Source organism: Paenibacillus sonchi, from assembly GCF_016772475.1.
Lineage (GTDB): Bacteria > Bacillota > Bacilli > Paenibacillales > Paenibacillaceae > Paenibacillus_AQ > Paenibacillus_AQ sonchi.
Genome location: NZ_CP068595.1, coordinates 4177291 through 4192000, shown reverse-complemented (window position 1 = coordinate 4192000; position 14710 = coordinate 4177291). Strand labels below are relative to the sequence as shown.

Below are 14710 nucleotides of genomic sequence, written 5' to 3'. Positions count from 1 at the left end.
CCAGCCCCCTCTAAGAGGGAGGCCGTACAGAACAGCTCCTTTGCTTGCAGCCTAACTGGTCATCTGCAGCGGATCATTCTTATCCCCGCTGTTCTCCTGCCTACGGTCGCGGATGGTCACTTTAACCCTTTCCCTGCTGCCGGAGCAGTCGATGAAACGGTCTCCGGCGCCGTCTTTCTCTTCCCAGTCATTCAGCCGGAGAATATAGCCTACCGACGAAGTCTCCGGGAGCACTTCGATCCGCGCCACCGCACCACCGTCTTCCATCTGCCGGAAATCATGTTGTCCATCCTGAATGCCTGTACCCCATACCCATAGATTCCAGCCCCGATAATCGCCATCCGGACGTTCATAACGGATTTCAACCATCTTGGACCTTGGCTCAGGCTGGCCGTATTTATCGTAGAGTACCATCATGGACAACCCTTCGATCTGTACCTCCGGGTCCTGGACACTGCGGAAGGCATCGGCCCTGGCAGCGGTATGGTCAACGACAATATTCCAGCAGCTGTCCGTTTCAGGAAGCCTTTGGCTGACTGGTCCGGGATTGGCATTAAAGATCACCACGATATTATTCCAGACGTCACCGCCTGCGTTATTCTTCAGCAGATAAGCTACGACTCCGCCGTCACAGCGAAGGAATTCCAGAGAACGCTCAATTTCCTGTCGTCCATGCAGCCGGAAGGCCGGATGCCCGCTGCGCAGCGCAATCAGCCCTTTATAATACTCAAAAACAGGGAGGAACTTATCCTTGTTCTCCCAGCGGATGGCATTAACCGCATCGGGACTGCGGTAGCTGTTGTGGTCACCATACTTGCTGCGGAGGAGTTCATCACCGGCCTGCAGAAATGGAATCCCCTGCGAGGTCAGGATAATCCCGTTGGCCAGCAGTGTCCGGCGCACCGTCTCATTGCCGAGAATGTCATCCGGATCAATCCCAATGTAAGGATCAGCTGCGGCAACCGCCGCTTCCACGGAGCCTCCGTACTTCAGCCGCCCATTTTCCAGTTCAGGCAGCCTTGCTGCCTGGCGCAGCCCTTGGGTGGCAAGCACCTTATCCCACAAATTCAGATTGTCGTGGGCGGTAACATAATTCACCGTCTCCACCGGGGAGTCGGTGAATTCATGAATCGCTCCTTTGATTCCGGAAGCAACCGCACCTTCCTTGCCATACTCTCCGGTTGCGAACCCTTTGCCCCAGCCGTCGCTGTCGCCTTTGATCGCAGAACGGAAATTGTCATTGAAGACGGCATAACCCTTGCCTTTTTGCACACCCTTAAGAGTTTTGGTTGCCAGCGGAGAGTCGCCTCCGGTCCACGGTTCACCATAGAGCAGAAGATCGGAGTTAACCTCCAGCCGCAGCTCTTCCGCAATTTCACGCATGGTCACACTGTCCATCAGTCCCATAAGATCAAAACGGAAGCCGTCGATGTGATATTCAGAAGCCCAGTAGGCCAATGAATCCTTGATATATTTGCGTACCATCGGACGTTCCGTAGCCAGCTCGTTGCCGACACCGGAGCCGTTGGAGAGTCTGCCAGTATAGTCATGCCGGTAGAAATAGTCCGGCACCAGCGGCTGAAAAGGCCCTTTTTCCACAGAATAGGTATGGTTGTATACGACATCCATAATCACAGATATGCCCTTACTGTGCAGCGCCTGCACCATTTCCTTCATTTCACGGATACGGGTGCCTGGATCAGACGCGTTGGTGCTGTAAGACCCCTCCGGCACGTTATAGTGCTGCGGATCATATCCCCAGTTATATTCGGTAAAAAAAGGCTCGGCAGACCGTTCGCTGTTCACTCCGAGTTCGTTTACGGTCTGAAAATCGGCTACCGGCATCAGATGTACATGGGTGATGCCCAGCTCAGCCAAATGATCAATCCCAATAGCTTGCCCTGCGGAATTTGTCAGCCCGAATTCAGTGAAAGCCTTGAATTTGCCCTTGTACCGCATGCCCGAGTCCGCAGCCGCCGAGAAGTCCCGCACATGCAGCTCATAAATCACAGCATCGGCGGGATGCGGCAAGGCCGGGATACATCCCGGTCCCAGCCTTCCGGGTCAGTGTCCTGCAGATCCACAATGGCCGAGCGTACACCGTTTGCCGACACCGCCTTGGCGTAAGGATCTGCGGCTTCATTAAGCGTGCCGTCTTCAAATACGGCACGATACATGTAATACATGCCCTTCAGATCTTCATGGAGACGGGCCTGCCAGATCCCCCCTCCTGACGCTGCATGTTCACGATCCGGCCGCTGTCGCGGGCCGCCTGTTCTCGGCCGTACGCAACCGCGCTGCCACCGGTCTTGTACAGCACGAGGGACACGGTGAACGCTGTTGGCGCCCATATTTTGAACACCACGCCGTCAGCTGCATAGCTCAGCCCCAAATCCTTACCTTCATACATCTCTTCCAATAATTCCGCATTTATAATATGGCTGTTCATTTCCATTCACCATCCCTACTGCTCCTGATCCAAACCCGCGGGCCGATAAGTCCATATATTTCCACTTCGTACTAGAATAAACCTTGCAGCGCAGTCCGGCGCCCCCTGCAGCAAACTACGAGCCGGCAGAGAATTGGCTTTTTCTGCTTATCCTATAATATGTCACAACATGTTCACAGGCTTGGGTTCCCGCAGACCCTTTTGCCTACTCTATATATCGACGCGAAATGCAGTCCAGTTAATCTTATAACGTAAAAGCCGCTTTTTTCAAGAGATGCACGTTCAACACTGTATCCCTCGGAGGAATAAAACACAAAAAAAGAGTTATCCCAAAGCCTTTGACAGCTATGGAATCACTCCTTTCCAGGTTCAATGAGGCAACTATTTAAACATACTGGCCGCGATCTTGAGCATTTCTTCTTTTGACAACTTGCTGTTTCTATTATCGGACAGACTGTAATACGTGCCGGACTTCGGTTCCAGCCAATACAGGCTATGTCTATAGTCCCACCAACTGTTGCTTGCACTCTTCGTGTAGAGCAGTTTTCTACCCTCCATTTGTATTGTTTCAACTACAGAATGGCCCAATCTCTGATGTTCGATTTTCCTGCGACCTTCTACCCGATCTGCTCTAATCGTTACTAACTGGTTGCCGTCTGCATACGTTAAAATAGAGTAAGCCTGTTCATTAAATTCACTTCCTTTTTTCCATTTTAGTTCATACCCGTCTCCCAAATCCCGAGCTGTAAATGCATCGAGTTTCTGGACCCTTTTCTTGGACGAGTCTACATTTGCAGTGCCTGAGGAATAAGGGTAGAAGAAGCCTTCCTTGAAAGAAAACCCATTTGGCAAATAATCAGGCTGCTCCAGCATTGGAGTGGCCATTTCCGCTTGCTTGGACAAATATGCAGGATAGTCTTCATAGCGAAAAGGAACGGAGTGGGTGAAGACCACGTCTTCCCCGTTAACCGCAGCTTTCGTCCTAATCACAAAACTGGCCTTTTCCCCTGGGAGCAGCTGCTTGTCCAAAAATGCAACAGCTAGCTTGTTCTTCTCATTACGTATTTTCTCCTCGGTACTCAGCGGTTCCTGCGGTACTCCTTCCGGCTTTTCTTTCATACTAAAGCGGAAACCCGACACAGGATCAACCAGAGGCTCATAGGCTATTACTGTATAATGAATGTCTCCCTTCTGCTTCATTTCGCTTTGACTGTCTTGCAGGTATCCAACAGCCAAAGACAAGAGCAATAGAAAGGGCGCAGCATAGGCCAGCCCCCGTTTCTTTAGTACACTGCGTTTGGAGGGAGATATCACCACCACCGTTTCTCCTACTTTTTGCATGGTGTCCGGCATGTAATCATTCACTATTCCATTCTTTCCCATCCGATGTTCATCTCTAAGGCTGCCGTATTTTTGCTCGATAACTTCCATTACGGATGCGTGGACATTGATAGTTTTTGCCCCAACGGCATTGTCATATTTCTTTAGGCGCTGCTCCGCCAAGGTTAATCGACTTTCGGGCATGGCTCTCCCCCCTGATCTCCATTGTGTTCTTCATTTTCTGTCTGACACGCCCATACTTCTTCGTGACAGCATCCATACTTTTGCCGAGAATCTCACCAATTTCTTCGAATGTTTTTTCTTCAAAAACACGCAAAATGAGCAGATTACGTTCCTCCGTCGTCAACATGCTCAAGGCATCAGCGACCGGTTCGCTGACCATCTTCTTTACTACGCTCTGCTCGGCACTCTCTGCGGTAACTTCTTGCCTGAACAACCAGTTGAATTGCTGCCGGATACGACGCTTGCGAAGCAGGTTCAAACAATGGTTATAAGCCACTTTATACATCCATGATGTGAATGTAACCTTAGGATGATAAGATTTTATTTTCTCAAAAACTTTTAGCATAATGTCCTGGACTGCATCCTCGGCCTCATCTTCGTTGCGTAACAACCGTAGGCAGTATATATAGATCCGTTGCTGGTACTCATTTACAATATTTGCAAACAGGTAGATCTCTCCGGATTGTATTCGTCTAATGGTCTCTTCGATTGCTTCCACGGGCTCACTCCCTGTAGCTACCAATACAACAATTGCAGCTTGTTTACAATACAAGAAAGGGCAGAGCAACAATTTTTACAATTGCTGCATACCCACCCCTTTCTTCTATTTCTTACTCTCTTTTATTCAGATAGCTTATTGTGCATTTATCAATTGCTCGGCTAATGCTATCAAATCTTGTTTGCTTAAACCATTGTCACGGGCCCAAACCCGATAACTGAGGTTCGCATCTTTGTCGTTCCAGCGCACATAGTGCTGGGTCGCCGGAAAACTTCCTTTCGGAAGCGAGGCCCCTCCCGTATAGGTCACTTTCTGGCCGGCTATGGTCAACTCCCCCGGTTTCTCTGACTTCGGATCATCCATAATTTCTACATTTGGACTTTGCACATCGGTATGTTCAATAGCTATACTCAATTGAGTTTTCCCTTTTGCGTATGACATCCTGATATCCTTACGTTTTTCTTGCGTAGTTTTTTCTGTATAGAATTTTTTTCCCGCTGCGGCTGCTTTAACCCTTAGTTGTTTTAATACCTTCTCGTTCTCCGCTGACCAAGATTGGGGCACATGCGTTTGTATGGCGCCGCCAGTAAATTGATAGCCTTCGGGCACAATCAATCCCTTCGGCTGAGGGACACCCAAACTTTCGGCTCGCTCCATAAGTGCAGCATAATCCTTAAACGCCTCATAACCCCCCTCCCCTATCACATAGTCAAAACCTTCCGGCAGATTTTGGGTCATGTTTTTGATATAGATATATTCAATTTCCCCTAGTTGTCTCTTTTTCTGTTGTATCGCCTCCGCCTGTTTTATTATCTCTTTATGCTCCTGGAGTTGCTGCTTGCTGGGGGATAAAGACCGGTTTCCCCAAAAACAGGTGTCGCCGCCATCGCTGTGCCGCCAGCTCCCAACAGTAGAGCCAGACTTGTCAACGCAATCGCTGTTTTTTGAAATTTCATCTTATTCTCCTTCCGGGCTTTGCCCTCGGCATAATTTGGAACCATCCTGAATGATGTACAATTGTCTGTAACGCGTTACATTTATATAACACTTCAGTCTGTGTGTTTCGGACATGTTGTCAAAATTCTGCAAGCGATCATTCGCTACTGAACAAAACCTTAATGGCGAGAGATAGAGTTTGAATGACGCTTGGGGGATTTTCGAAAAGTGCTCATACATGAAGAAACAGGTGACGTCCTTATAAGGAGGCACCTGCTTCTCGTAGAAATATTGGAAGAACCCGTCGAACCCAAAGTCCATGAATTAACTTACTGCGCAGCGATCAATTGCTTGGCTATGGCTTTCAGTTCTTCCTTGGTCAAGCCATTGTTATTGCTCCCTACAGTGTGAGTGAATTTTGCATCCTTGTCATCCCATTGCAGACGCAGATAATCGCCTTCTTCCGTATACGTCACTTCCTGACCGGCTATGGTCAATTTATCCTTCTTCATAGTCTTTGCCTTCATATTCGATGGCTCTGTAAACGTGGGGACAATGCTCACAAAGAAACCAGATTTTCCTTTTTTGTAGGAAAGACTTACGCCGGTACGATTTTTAAACGATATTCTTTTCGTATAAAAGTTTTTGCCAGCTGCCTTGTATTCGGCAAGCAATTGGCTGCTAATCTTCTTATCTTCCGCTGACGATAGCGGGGGTCTACTGGTGTAGATGGAGGCACCTGTAAATTGATACCCCTCCGGAACTTCCGCAAGCTCCAGTCGAGGAATTTGGAGAGCCTTGCTTTTTTTCAAATATTCATCATAATTTTTGATTCCTTCATTGTATTCAAAGATACTCCAATCATCAAAACCTTCCGGTAAATTTATGGTCATATTTTTCACAATGACATAATCGATTTCTCCCGGCGCCCTCACCTGTGCCCGAATGGCCTCTACCCGTTTGTCCAGCTCCTTCTTCTCCGCCAATTGCTTCTTGCTGGGTTTGTAGAGACCGGTTTTGCCTTTGACATAAGTCTCTGCCTGCGCTGTGCCTGCGGTATCATAGGTGAAACCGAATAGCAGCGCCAGACTGGTCATCGCAATTGCTATTTTTTGAAATTTCATCTCATTCTCCTTCCGGGCTTTGCCCAATTACGGAATTATAAACATTCTGACTGACCAACAGTTGTTGTAACGCGTCACGTTTATATAACACTTTGGTGCGCAGGTTTCGGACATTGCACTACTAAATTCACTTCGGCATCGTGCTTCCAGCCATTCGGTCTCTAATACCCAAGCAGCCGCACAAAAAAACCGGCCTCCCGAAGGAGGCCGGCATAAAGTAGTTGGAAAAGTGACTTGCGGATCAAACGGAGTAATTCCTGAAGCAGTAATTATTGGACGCTGCTCTGCACCAGGGCGGCAACTTCCTCGGCGGTGCTAAGCTGCAGCGCCTTCGCAGCCATTTCCTTCATCTCTGCGGCAGACAGCTTGGAGATCTGGCTGCGTGCCGGCAGGATGGAAGTGGCGCTCATGCTGAATTCATCAAGGCCAAGTCCAAGCAGCAGCGGAATAGCTGTGCTGTCGCCAGCCATCTCACCGCACATGCCGGTCCATTTGCCTTGCGCATGGGCGGCGTCAATCACAATCTTGATCAGGCGCAGAATGGCCGGGTTGTATGGCTGATAGAGGTAAGATACCTGTTCATTCATACGGTCAGCAGCCATTGTATATTGGATAAGGTCATTGGTTCCGATACTGAAGAAGTCTACTTCTTTGGCGAACTGGTCGGCCAGGACCGCCGTGGAAGGAATCTCCACCATAATGCCCAATTGAATGCTGTCAGATACTTCCTTGCCTTCTTCGCGCAGCTTGGCTTTCTCTTCCAGCAGCAAATCACGGGCTGCCCGGAATTCGCCAAGCGTAGCGATCATCGGGAACATGATCCGCAGATCCCCGTGGGCACTTGCTCTAAGCAAGGCACGCAGCTGGGTGCGGAAAATGTCCTGCCGGTCCAGACAAAGGCGGATCGCCCGGAAACCGAGGAACGGGTTCATTTCCTTCGGCAGATCCAGGTAAGGCAGCTCCTTGTCGCCGCCGATATCGAGCGTGCGCACCACAACCGGCTTGCCCTTCATGTTCTCCAGTACGGTGCGGTAAGCATTGTACTGGATTTCCTCGGAAGGCAGCTTGTCGCGGCCCATGTACAGGAACTCAGTGCGGTACAGGCCCACTCCTTCGCCGCCGTTATCGATCACACCGTTCACATCGTTAGGTGTGCCGATGTTGGCCGCCAGCTCCACATGCTTGCCGTCTGCCGATACTGTCGGCTCGTCGCGGAGCTTTTTCCACTCGGCGATTTGCAGATCATAAGCGGCTTGCTTGGCTTTGTACTCCGCAACTTCAGCGTCGCTCGGATTGATCAGCACATCGCCGCTCAGGCCGTCGACAATCACCAGATCCCCTGCCTTGACTTCAGACAGTACATTCTTGGTCCCGACTACCGCCGGGATTTCCAGGGAACGGGCCATGATGGCCGAGTGTGACGTGCGTCCGCCGATGTTCGTAGTGAAGCCCTTGACAAAGTTGCGGTTCAGCTGTGCTGTATCGGAAGGCGTCAAATCCTGGGCGATCACGATGACTTCCTCGCGGATCTCGGCAGGGCTGACATAATGAATACCAAGCAGGTGGTTCAGCACGCGTTTGGTCACATCGCGCATATCCGCTGCACGTTCCTGCAGGTACGCACTTTTCATATTTTCGAACATTTCAATAAACTGTGTGGCCACTTCATTTAAGGCGTAGTCCGCATTAACCATTTCCTCGCGGATTTTGTCCATTACCGGACTGATCAGCTCGGGATCATCCAGAATCAGCAGATGGGATTCAAAAATCTCCGCTTTCTTCTCCCCCAGCTCAGCAAGCGTGCGCTCCTTGATGCTCTGCAGCTCGGCTTTGGATTTCTCCAGCGCGTCTGTCAGTTTAGCAATCTCTGCTTCCACGTCGGCGGCAGCCGTTTTTGTAATGGTATAGTCCGGATGTTCCAGGATAAAGGCACGGGCTACGGCAATACCTGCTGAAGCCGCGATTCCTGAAATTTTACTCATGCAGCTCTCCCAGCCCTTCTTTAACCATAACTTCCTGAAGTGCGCTCAGGGCTTCAGCTTCTTCACTGCCTTCTGTAATCAGAGTCAGTGTATCGCCGGCTTCAAGACCCAAAGACAATACGCCGAGAATGGATTTAAGCGTTACTTTTTTACCTTTGGCTTCTGCAAAGGATTCAGTGCCTTTGAATTTAGTTGCTGTATTTACCAGCGCTGTTGCCGGGCGTGCGTGAATTCCGTCTTCGTCAATAATTCTGAATGTTTTTTGCATGATAATATCCAACTCGCTTTCTGTAGGTTTGTATTATATGGTAAAGGCCGCGCTCCCTTTAATTATAAAGGAAGCGCTTCGCCAATGCACATTTTACATGATGCTGATGATATCTTTGTCGCCGATAGCGACTTTACCCGGCTTCTTCAAAGTGACCGCTGATCCTTCCGGCAGATTGGAGAAAATCACTGGTGAAATCACAGAAGGCGCATTTGCCTTGACGTACTCCAGATCAACCTCCATGATCGGCTGTCCTGCGGCAACCAGATCGCCTTCTTCAACCAGGACTGTAAAACCTTTCCCTTTGAGTTTAACCGTGTTGACGCCGATATGAACCAGCACTTCCTTGCCGCCATCGGACATGATGCCGACCGCATGCTTGCTCGGGAAGACGTTGAACACTTTGCCGTATACCGGCGAGGCAATCTTGCCGTCATCCGACAGGAATGCAAACCCGTCACCGGTCATCTTCTGGGAGAAGACGGCATCCGGCACCTGGGTGATATCGAGCAGTTCTCCGTTGACCGGAGACACGATATCTTCAGGAATAATGGCTGCGCCTTCTTCACCTGCCTGCTTCTCAAGCTCAGGCTGCGGTGCGGCCGCTGCCGGTGAAGCGGCAGGCGTTCTGCCGTCCATCACATCCTGGATCTGCGATTTGATCGTATCGGACCGGGTTCCGAAGATCGCCTGCACGTTGTTGCCGACTTCAAGCACGCCGGATGCACCCAGCTTCTTCAGGCGGTTCTTGTCAACTCCGGCTTTATCCTTGACCTCTACACGAAGGCGTGTAATACAAGCGTCGAGGTGGGTAATGTTTTCTTTGCCGCCAAGCGCGGACAAGATGTTGCGCGGCAGATCGTCGCCGCTTCTGGATACATTCTCAGTGTCAGTCTCTTCAACATCATCGGACGGATCTTCGCGGCCCGGTGTTCTGAGGTTGAACTTCCGGATTACAAAGCGGAATCCGAAGTAGTAGATGACCGCAAGCACAAGACCTACCGGGATAACCAGCCACCATGCCGTACGGTTAGGGATAACCCCGAAGAGCATATAGTCGATGAACCCGCCGGAGAAGGTCATCCCGATTTTGACATTCAGGATGTGCATGGTCATGAAAGACAGACCTGCGAATACGGCATGTACTGCGAACAGCAGCGGAGCCACGAACAGGAACGAGAATTCCAGCGGCTCGGTAATCCCGGTCAGGAATGAAGTCAGGGCCGCAGAAATCATCAAGCTGCCGACCACCCGTTTATTTTCGGGTCTGGCTTCATGATAGATTGCCAGTGCCGCAGCAGGCAGACCGAACATCATGAATGGATACTTACCTGTCGTAAATGTACCCGCGGTAAACTCAACACCATCGCGGAGCTGCTGCATGAATATCCGCTGGTCCCCGCGAATCAGATCGCCTGCTTTATCCACATAGCTTCCAAATTCATACCAGAATGGCGAATAGAAGATGTGATGCAGGCCAAAAGGAATCAGTGAACGCTCGATGACCCCAAAGATGAACGCCGACAGCGTCAGGTTCGTGTTGATCATACTCTGCGATACATAGTTCAGGCCGTGCTGAATCGGCGGCCAGATCAGTGTAAGCAGGAGACCAAGCAACAGTGATGTTACTGCAGTCATAATGGGTACAAAGCGTTTACCCGCAAAGAAGCCGAGATAGGACGGCAGCTCTATGCGGAAAAACCGCTTATACATGGCTGAGGCTAGAATACCTACCAGAATACCGCCGAAGACACCCGTCTGCAATGTTGGAATGCCGAGCACACTGGAGTAGGCATAATCCTTCCAGGAAAGCACGTAAGCATTCACACCGACAACCGTCCCCATCGTTACGTTCATAACGAGGAACCCGATGATGGCGGCCAGACCGGCGACACCTTCGCCTCCGGCCAGGCCGATGGCTACACCAACCGCGAACAGCAGCGACAGATTGTCAAAAACAATTTGCCCGGAATTCATCAATACGGTAGCAACGGCTTGAACCACATCATTTTCCAGCGCCGGAACGTATTGGAGGAAATCGGGGTTAACCAGCATGTTGCCGATCCCAAGAAGCAGGCCCGCAGCAGGCAGAATGGCAACAGGCAGCATAAGTGCCTTACCAACCCTCTGCAGTACGCCAAACAGCTTTTTGAACATGGAGTTCACTCCCTTACACATTAATTTCGTCCAAACAGAAGCCAAAAAAGGCATGAGCAACACAGCATATTGGTTGTCTTTCTAACACAAGGTTAGATTACCCCGACTTGGGGCTGAACAACCAAAATACTGTAAATCACTCATGCCTGATCGAATCAGTTACACGCTTTGAATTCTGTTTTGTTTTACCAGGGAACATTGTAGCACCGTTTTTTTGAACATGCAAGCTAAAAAAACGAAAGCCGGGCTTGGCTCCAAATATAAGAATGCATATGAAGGCGCATCTTTCAGAAGACAGCAAAACCGTCCCTTTTTGTAATGCTTAATCCGGCTGCTGCATGTCTGCTTCATCCTCTTTTTTCTGGGCAAGCCGCTGCAGATGAATCGTCAGATAGCTTACTTCTGCCGAGTATACAGGAATACGCACCCGCTTCTCGATAACTTTGGTCAGCTTCCAGGCCAGCATATACATCTCCGGATATTCCCGTTTCATCAATCCATCGAGCGAGGAGGTTTCCCGGACCGTTTCGCCCCGGCGGAGCCGCTCCAGCACGAAACGCAGATGGGTCACCAGCCGGGAGTAATCCAGGGAATCGCGCGGAATATGATATTCCAGATGATCCTCCACCAGATTCACCAGATCCCCAATCAGCAGCGAATGCTCCTTGACCTCGGAAATATGCCGGTTGCTGAGTGCGCTGACAATATGCAGGGCGACAAAACCAATTTCGTCTGGAGGCAGTCTTACCCCCATCGCCTCGTTAATCCTCCCCACCGCATACTCCGCCAGACTGTACTCTTCAGGATAAATTTCTTTGGTTTCGTACAGAAACGGATTATGTATGGCAATATTCTGCTCGTTACGGCGGATGGCGAAAGAGATATGATCGGTTAACGCAATATGAATATGCTCATTCAGCGGCTGGCGGCTGCTCTGCAGGATATGCAGCACAATCTCTTGCACAACCTCAATCAGCTTCTCGTCCACCTGGGGAACGAGCTGCTTATATTGTTCCTGCTCTTCCTGGTTACGCAGAATAAACATCTTCTCCACGGAGGACAGATTGATCAGATCGCGTACTTTACGGTTGAACCCGATTCCCTTGCCAATGACAACTACCTCGGCATATTGGGGATGCTGGGCTATAATCACGTTATTGTTCAGTACCTTAGCTACTGTTATGCTGCTCACTTCCGACACCTCTTTTACTTCTGAATACCCTTTCTTTTTAAAGCAGCCCGTATAACGCCGCAGCATCTGTAGATTATACTTGAGCTATCATCATAACATCAAGAATTCCATTTTAGAAGAGGCTGGAAGGAGATATCATTTCACGCGGAAGGTTCTGGACGAATATTTGTATACCAAAAACAAGGCAATCAGCATATAGGCCGCAGCCGCAAGCAGCACGACCATAGCAAACCGGGCCGGCGAGCTCTGAAACTGCATGCAGACGACGCCCACCGCCAGAACAATACTGTTCACGATACTGAAAAACGGATTCTTCACATTCAGCTCCGTGCTGTAGGGCTGGAAGATATAATACATAAACAAATGATGCACAGAAAAAAACAGTGACAACCCCATAATAGCACCACTGACGATCAGTGCTTCCCCAACACCCCAATGCTCCCCGGACAAGAAAAGGAGCAGATTCACGCCCACACAGATAGCTGCGGCCGGAATAAGATTAAGGCCGCTGATGCGGAGCAGACGGGTGCGGAAATTGGTCAGAATCGCTGAACGTTCGCGGTAAAATCCATACCGCAGCAGACTGAGGTCACAGTTAAAGAACATCGCTTTGCAGACCCGTTCCCCGATGGAGGTGAAATTCATGGCAATGACCAGGACAGGGAGGCTGCTGATTAAATACCGGGCCAGCTTCGAGAAGGTGTCCGGGGCGGCGAACATCGCCAGCAGCCCGGCAGCAGAAAGCGCGCCAATGATCACCAGCCGCCGCTGAATGGGCTGAATCAGGAAACGTTTATGCCGGGAGAAAAAAATCGCGTTCAAGTAGGCAAAACCGCTTTTCCCCGCAAATTGGCCAGGTCTCAGCTTCTCTGCCGAGAAGTCCTTCTCCTTAGTCTCGACCTGCTTCATGTTTGCCTCTTTCATCATCCTTCCCATGTCCAGCAGCGGATCATCTATTTTGGTGACCGCGTCCACTGCGTTCCGGTAGCCGGCATACCTCGCAATATACAAAGCGGATACAGCTCCCAGAACCACAAGCGCCAGGCTCAAGGGAAGGCTAAACAGCATGTTATCCATATCAAGCAGGGAGCTCCTCATGTACAGCGGGACATAAGCCAGCAGATATCCTGCACCAATGACGGCCCAGACTAGGCCGTTTTTTTTCACCAGAACAATTTCCTTCCGGTCAAAAATCCATAAATGCAGCGCTTCACCAGCTATACGCCATAAGGACAGCAGTAAGGACAGCAGCAGACCCTGCCAGAGCGACGCGCCATAGACCCGGGCAAATACCAGCATTGCAGGAATAAAATAAACAAAAAAAGTCAGCGCCCGGAGGGCCATCACAGCATGCATGTATCTGTCCGCAGGCAGCCTCATAAGCTTGACACAGATATATTTATCCCGCTTGGGTTCCAGAATAATAGCATTCGACACAGCCCCCACCCCAAAGCTTAGCAGAACCAGAATATACAGATACAGATCGTACCGCTCCGCAATCGGCAGCTCCTTGACGGCAAGCTGTACAGGCAGGTACACCACAAGCCCCAGATAGGCAAACTTGGACAGAAAACCCCAGATCATTTTCAGGATAAGGACCGCTATGGTGAATGTTTTTTTGAGGGATGCCTTGGAGTACACGCTGTCATTCATCAGTTTACCGATAAGAGGCAGCCTTCCAAAATAGTACAGCAGTCGGTTCGCCCCCGAGGCCCCGCGGATCTTCATTATGGTATTCAGCGTGCTAATCATGGCTGCCATCCTTCAGCAGTGCGATAATCTGCTCCTCGAATTCCGGACTGTGCAGAGTGTCTGCGGGAATCTCCTGAAGCACACCGTTATTCAAAATGACCAGCTCATCGCACAGATCGGCGGCGAGCTGCAGAATATGGGTAGAGAAAATAATAATATGGTCCTGCTTCATCTCACGCAGCAGCTTCTTGATCTCCAGCGCCACCACTACGTCAAACGAGGTAAGCGGCTCATCCAGCAGGATCAGCGGCGGACGGGTGATGATAAAGCACAGCATTTGGATTTTGTTCTTCATGCCGTGGGAATAACCTTTGATCAGCCTGTGCCGGTCCTCTTGCTCAAACCGGATAATGTCAAAATAGTCGTCTATGGTTCTGCCGGACTGTATTTTATCCTGGTTGATGTCCATATAAAACTTCACAAATTCATAGCCTGTCAGGAATTCCGGAAGGATCGGCAGAGAAAAGACATACCCGATCTCCTCCTCCCGCAGCGGCAGGCTTACTTCATTTCTCCGTAAAAAGGCTCCACCGCTGTCCATCCGGGTTTCTCCGCTCAGGCAATTGAAGAGCGAAGTCTTCCCGGCTCCGTTGCGCCCCAGCAGGCCGTAGATTTTGCCTTGTTCAAAGGTAAAATCGATGCCTTTCAGCACTGTCTTGTTATCAAAGCTTTTGCGGATATTATCCAGAATCAGCTGCAACCGGGCCACCTCCACTTCTCATAACTGCCGATGTTTAAAAGAAAAGGGACAACAGGCGAAAGCCGGTCATCCCCTGGATCTTGGTGCT

At 50.1% G+C, this 14710-nt stretch carries 13 protein-coding genes; all 13 read right to left on the bottom strand.

The window, feature by feature from the left end; translation table 11 throughout:
* Window positions 1-51: 51 nt before the first annotated feature.
* Window positions 52-2031, bottom strand: a complete 1980-nt coding sequence (locus JI735_RS18465) for a pullulanase-associated domain-containing protein (RefSeq protein ID WP_233475960.1) — start codon at window positions 2029-2031, stop codon at window positions 52-54.
* Complete coding sequence (locus JI735_RS36025) at window positions 2007-2186, bottom strand: hypothetical protein (RefSeq protein ID WP_233475959.1); 180 nt, start codon at window positions 2184-2186, stop codon at window positions 2007-2009. The genes JI735_RS18465 and JI735_RS36025 overlap by 25 nt, the downstream gene beginning before the upstream one ends.
* Window positions 2187-2191: 5 nt before the next feature.
* Window positions 2192-2449, bottom strand: a complete 258-nt coding sequence (locus JI735_RS36020) for an early set domain-containing protein (RefSeq protein WP_233475958.1) — start codon at window positions 2447-2449, stop codon at window positions 2192-2194.
* A gap of 381 nt (window positions 2450-2830) precedes the next feature.
* Window positions 2831-3973, bottom strand: coding sequence for a DUF4367 domain-containing protein (locus tag JI735_RS18460; RefSeq protein ID WP_039838246.1), 1143 nt, complete (start codon window positions 3971-3973; stop codon window positions 2831-2833).
* Window positions 3924-4511, bottom strand: a complete 588-nt coding sequence (locus JI735_RS18455) for an RNA polymerase sigma factor (RefSeq protein ID WP_202676277.1) — start codon at window positions 4509-4511, stop codon at window positions 3924-3926. The genes JI735_RS18460 and JI735_RS18455 overlap by 50 nt, the downstream gene beginning before the upstream one ends.
* A gap of 135 nt (window positions 4512-4646) precedes the next feature.
* Window positions 4647-5249: a hypothetical protein gene (locus JI735_RS18450; RefSeq protein ID WP_202676276.1), complete on the bottom strand. Its 603-nt coding sequence runs from the start codon at window positions 5247-5249 to the stop codon at window positions 4647-4649.
* A 527-nt stretch (window positions 5250-5776) separates the two neighbouring features.
* A complete protein-coding gene (locus JI735_RS18445) occupies window positions 5777-6571 on the bottom strand; it encodes a DUF4367 domain-containing protein (RefSeq protein ID WP_039838241.1) in 795 nt (264 codons plus the stop codon).
* Window positions 6572-6840: 269 nt separating this feature from the next.
* A complete protein-coding gene (gene ptsP / locus JI735_RS18440; RefSeq protein WP_202676275.1) occupies window positions 6841-8553 on the bottom strand; it encodes a phosphoenolpyruvate--protein phosphotransferase in 1713 nt (570 codons plus the stop codon).
* A complete protein-coding gene (locus JI735_RS18435) occupies window positions 8546-8821 on the bottom strand; it encodes an HPr family phosphocarrier protein (RefSeq protein ID WP_039790804.1) in 276 nt (91 codons plus the stop codon). Before JI735_RS18435 ends, ptsP begins: the two co-directional genes overlap by 8 nt.
* Window positions 8822-8914: 93 nt before the next feature.
* Window positions 8915-10978, bottom strand: a complete 2064-nt coding sequence (gene ptsG, locus JI735_RS18430) for a glucose-specific PTS transporter subunit IIBC (RefSeq protein WP_202676274.1) — start codon at window positions 10976-10978, stop codon at window positions 8915-8917.
* Between the two features lie 322 nt (window positions 10979-11300).
* The gene (glcT, locus tag JI735_RS18425; protein ID WP_039838233.1) at window positions 11301-12170 is read right to left on the bottom strand and encodes a glucose PTS transporter transcription antiterminator GlcT; all 870 of its coding nucleotides are present in this window, start codon (window positions 12168-12170) and stop codon (window positions 11301-11303) included.
* A gap of 135 nt (window positions 12171-12305) precedes the next feature.
* Complete coding sequence (locus tag JI735_RS18420) at window positions 12306-13931, bottom strand: hypothetical protein (protein ID WP_202676273.1); 1626 nt, start codon at window positions 13929-13931, stop codon at window positions 12306-12308.
* Complete coding sequence (locus JI735_RS18415) at window positions 13915-14631, bottom strand: ABC transporter ATP-binding protein (RefSeq protein WP_233182405.1); 717 nt, start codon at window positions 14629-14631, stop codon at window positions 13915-13917. Before JI735_RS18415 ends, JI735_RS18420 begins: the two co-directional genes overlap by 17 nt.
* Window positions 14632-14710: the final 79 nt, after the last annotated feature.

Bases quoted from the DNA above. Each gene is read 5' to 3' on its own strand.
- JI735_RS36025 (WP_233475959.1), bottom strand. From the start codon at position 2,186: ATGTATTACATGTATCGTGCCGTATTTGAAGACGGCACGCTTAATGAA.
- JI735_RS36020 (WP_233475958.1), bottom strand. From the start codon at position 2,449: ATGAACAGCCATATTATAAATGCGGAATTATTGGAAGAGATGTATGAA.
- JI735_RS18460 (WP_039838246.1), bottom strand. From the start codon at position 3,973: ATGCCCGAAAGTCGATTAACCTTGGCGGAGCAGCGCCTAAAGAAATAT.
- JI735_RS18450 (WP_202676276.1), bottom strand. From the start codon at position 5,249: ATGACCCAAAATCTGCCGGAAGGTTTTGACTATGTGATAGGGGAGGGG.
- JI735_RS18445 (WP_039838241.1), bottom strand. From the start codon at position 6,571: ATGAAATTTCAAAAAATAGCAATTGCGATGACCAGTCTGGCGCTGCTA.
- ptsP (WP_202676275.1), bottom strand. From the start codon at position 8,553: ATGAGTAAAATTTCAGGAATCGCGGCTTCAGCAGGTATTGCCGTAGCC.
- JI735_RS18435 (WP_039790804.1), bottom strand. From the start codon at position 8,821: ATGCAAAAAACATTCAGAATTATTGACGAAGACGGAATTCACGCACGC.
- ptsG (WP_202676274.1), bottom strand. From the start codon at position 10,978: ATGTTCAAAAAGCTGTTTGGCGTACTGCAGAGGGTTGGTAAGGCACTT.
- JI735_RS18420 (WP_202676273.1), bottom strand. From the start codon at position 13,931: ATGGCAGCCATGATTAGCACGCTGAATACCATAATGAAGATCCGCGGG.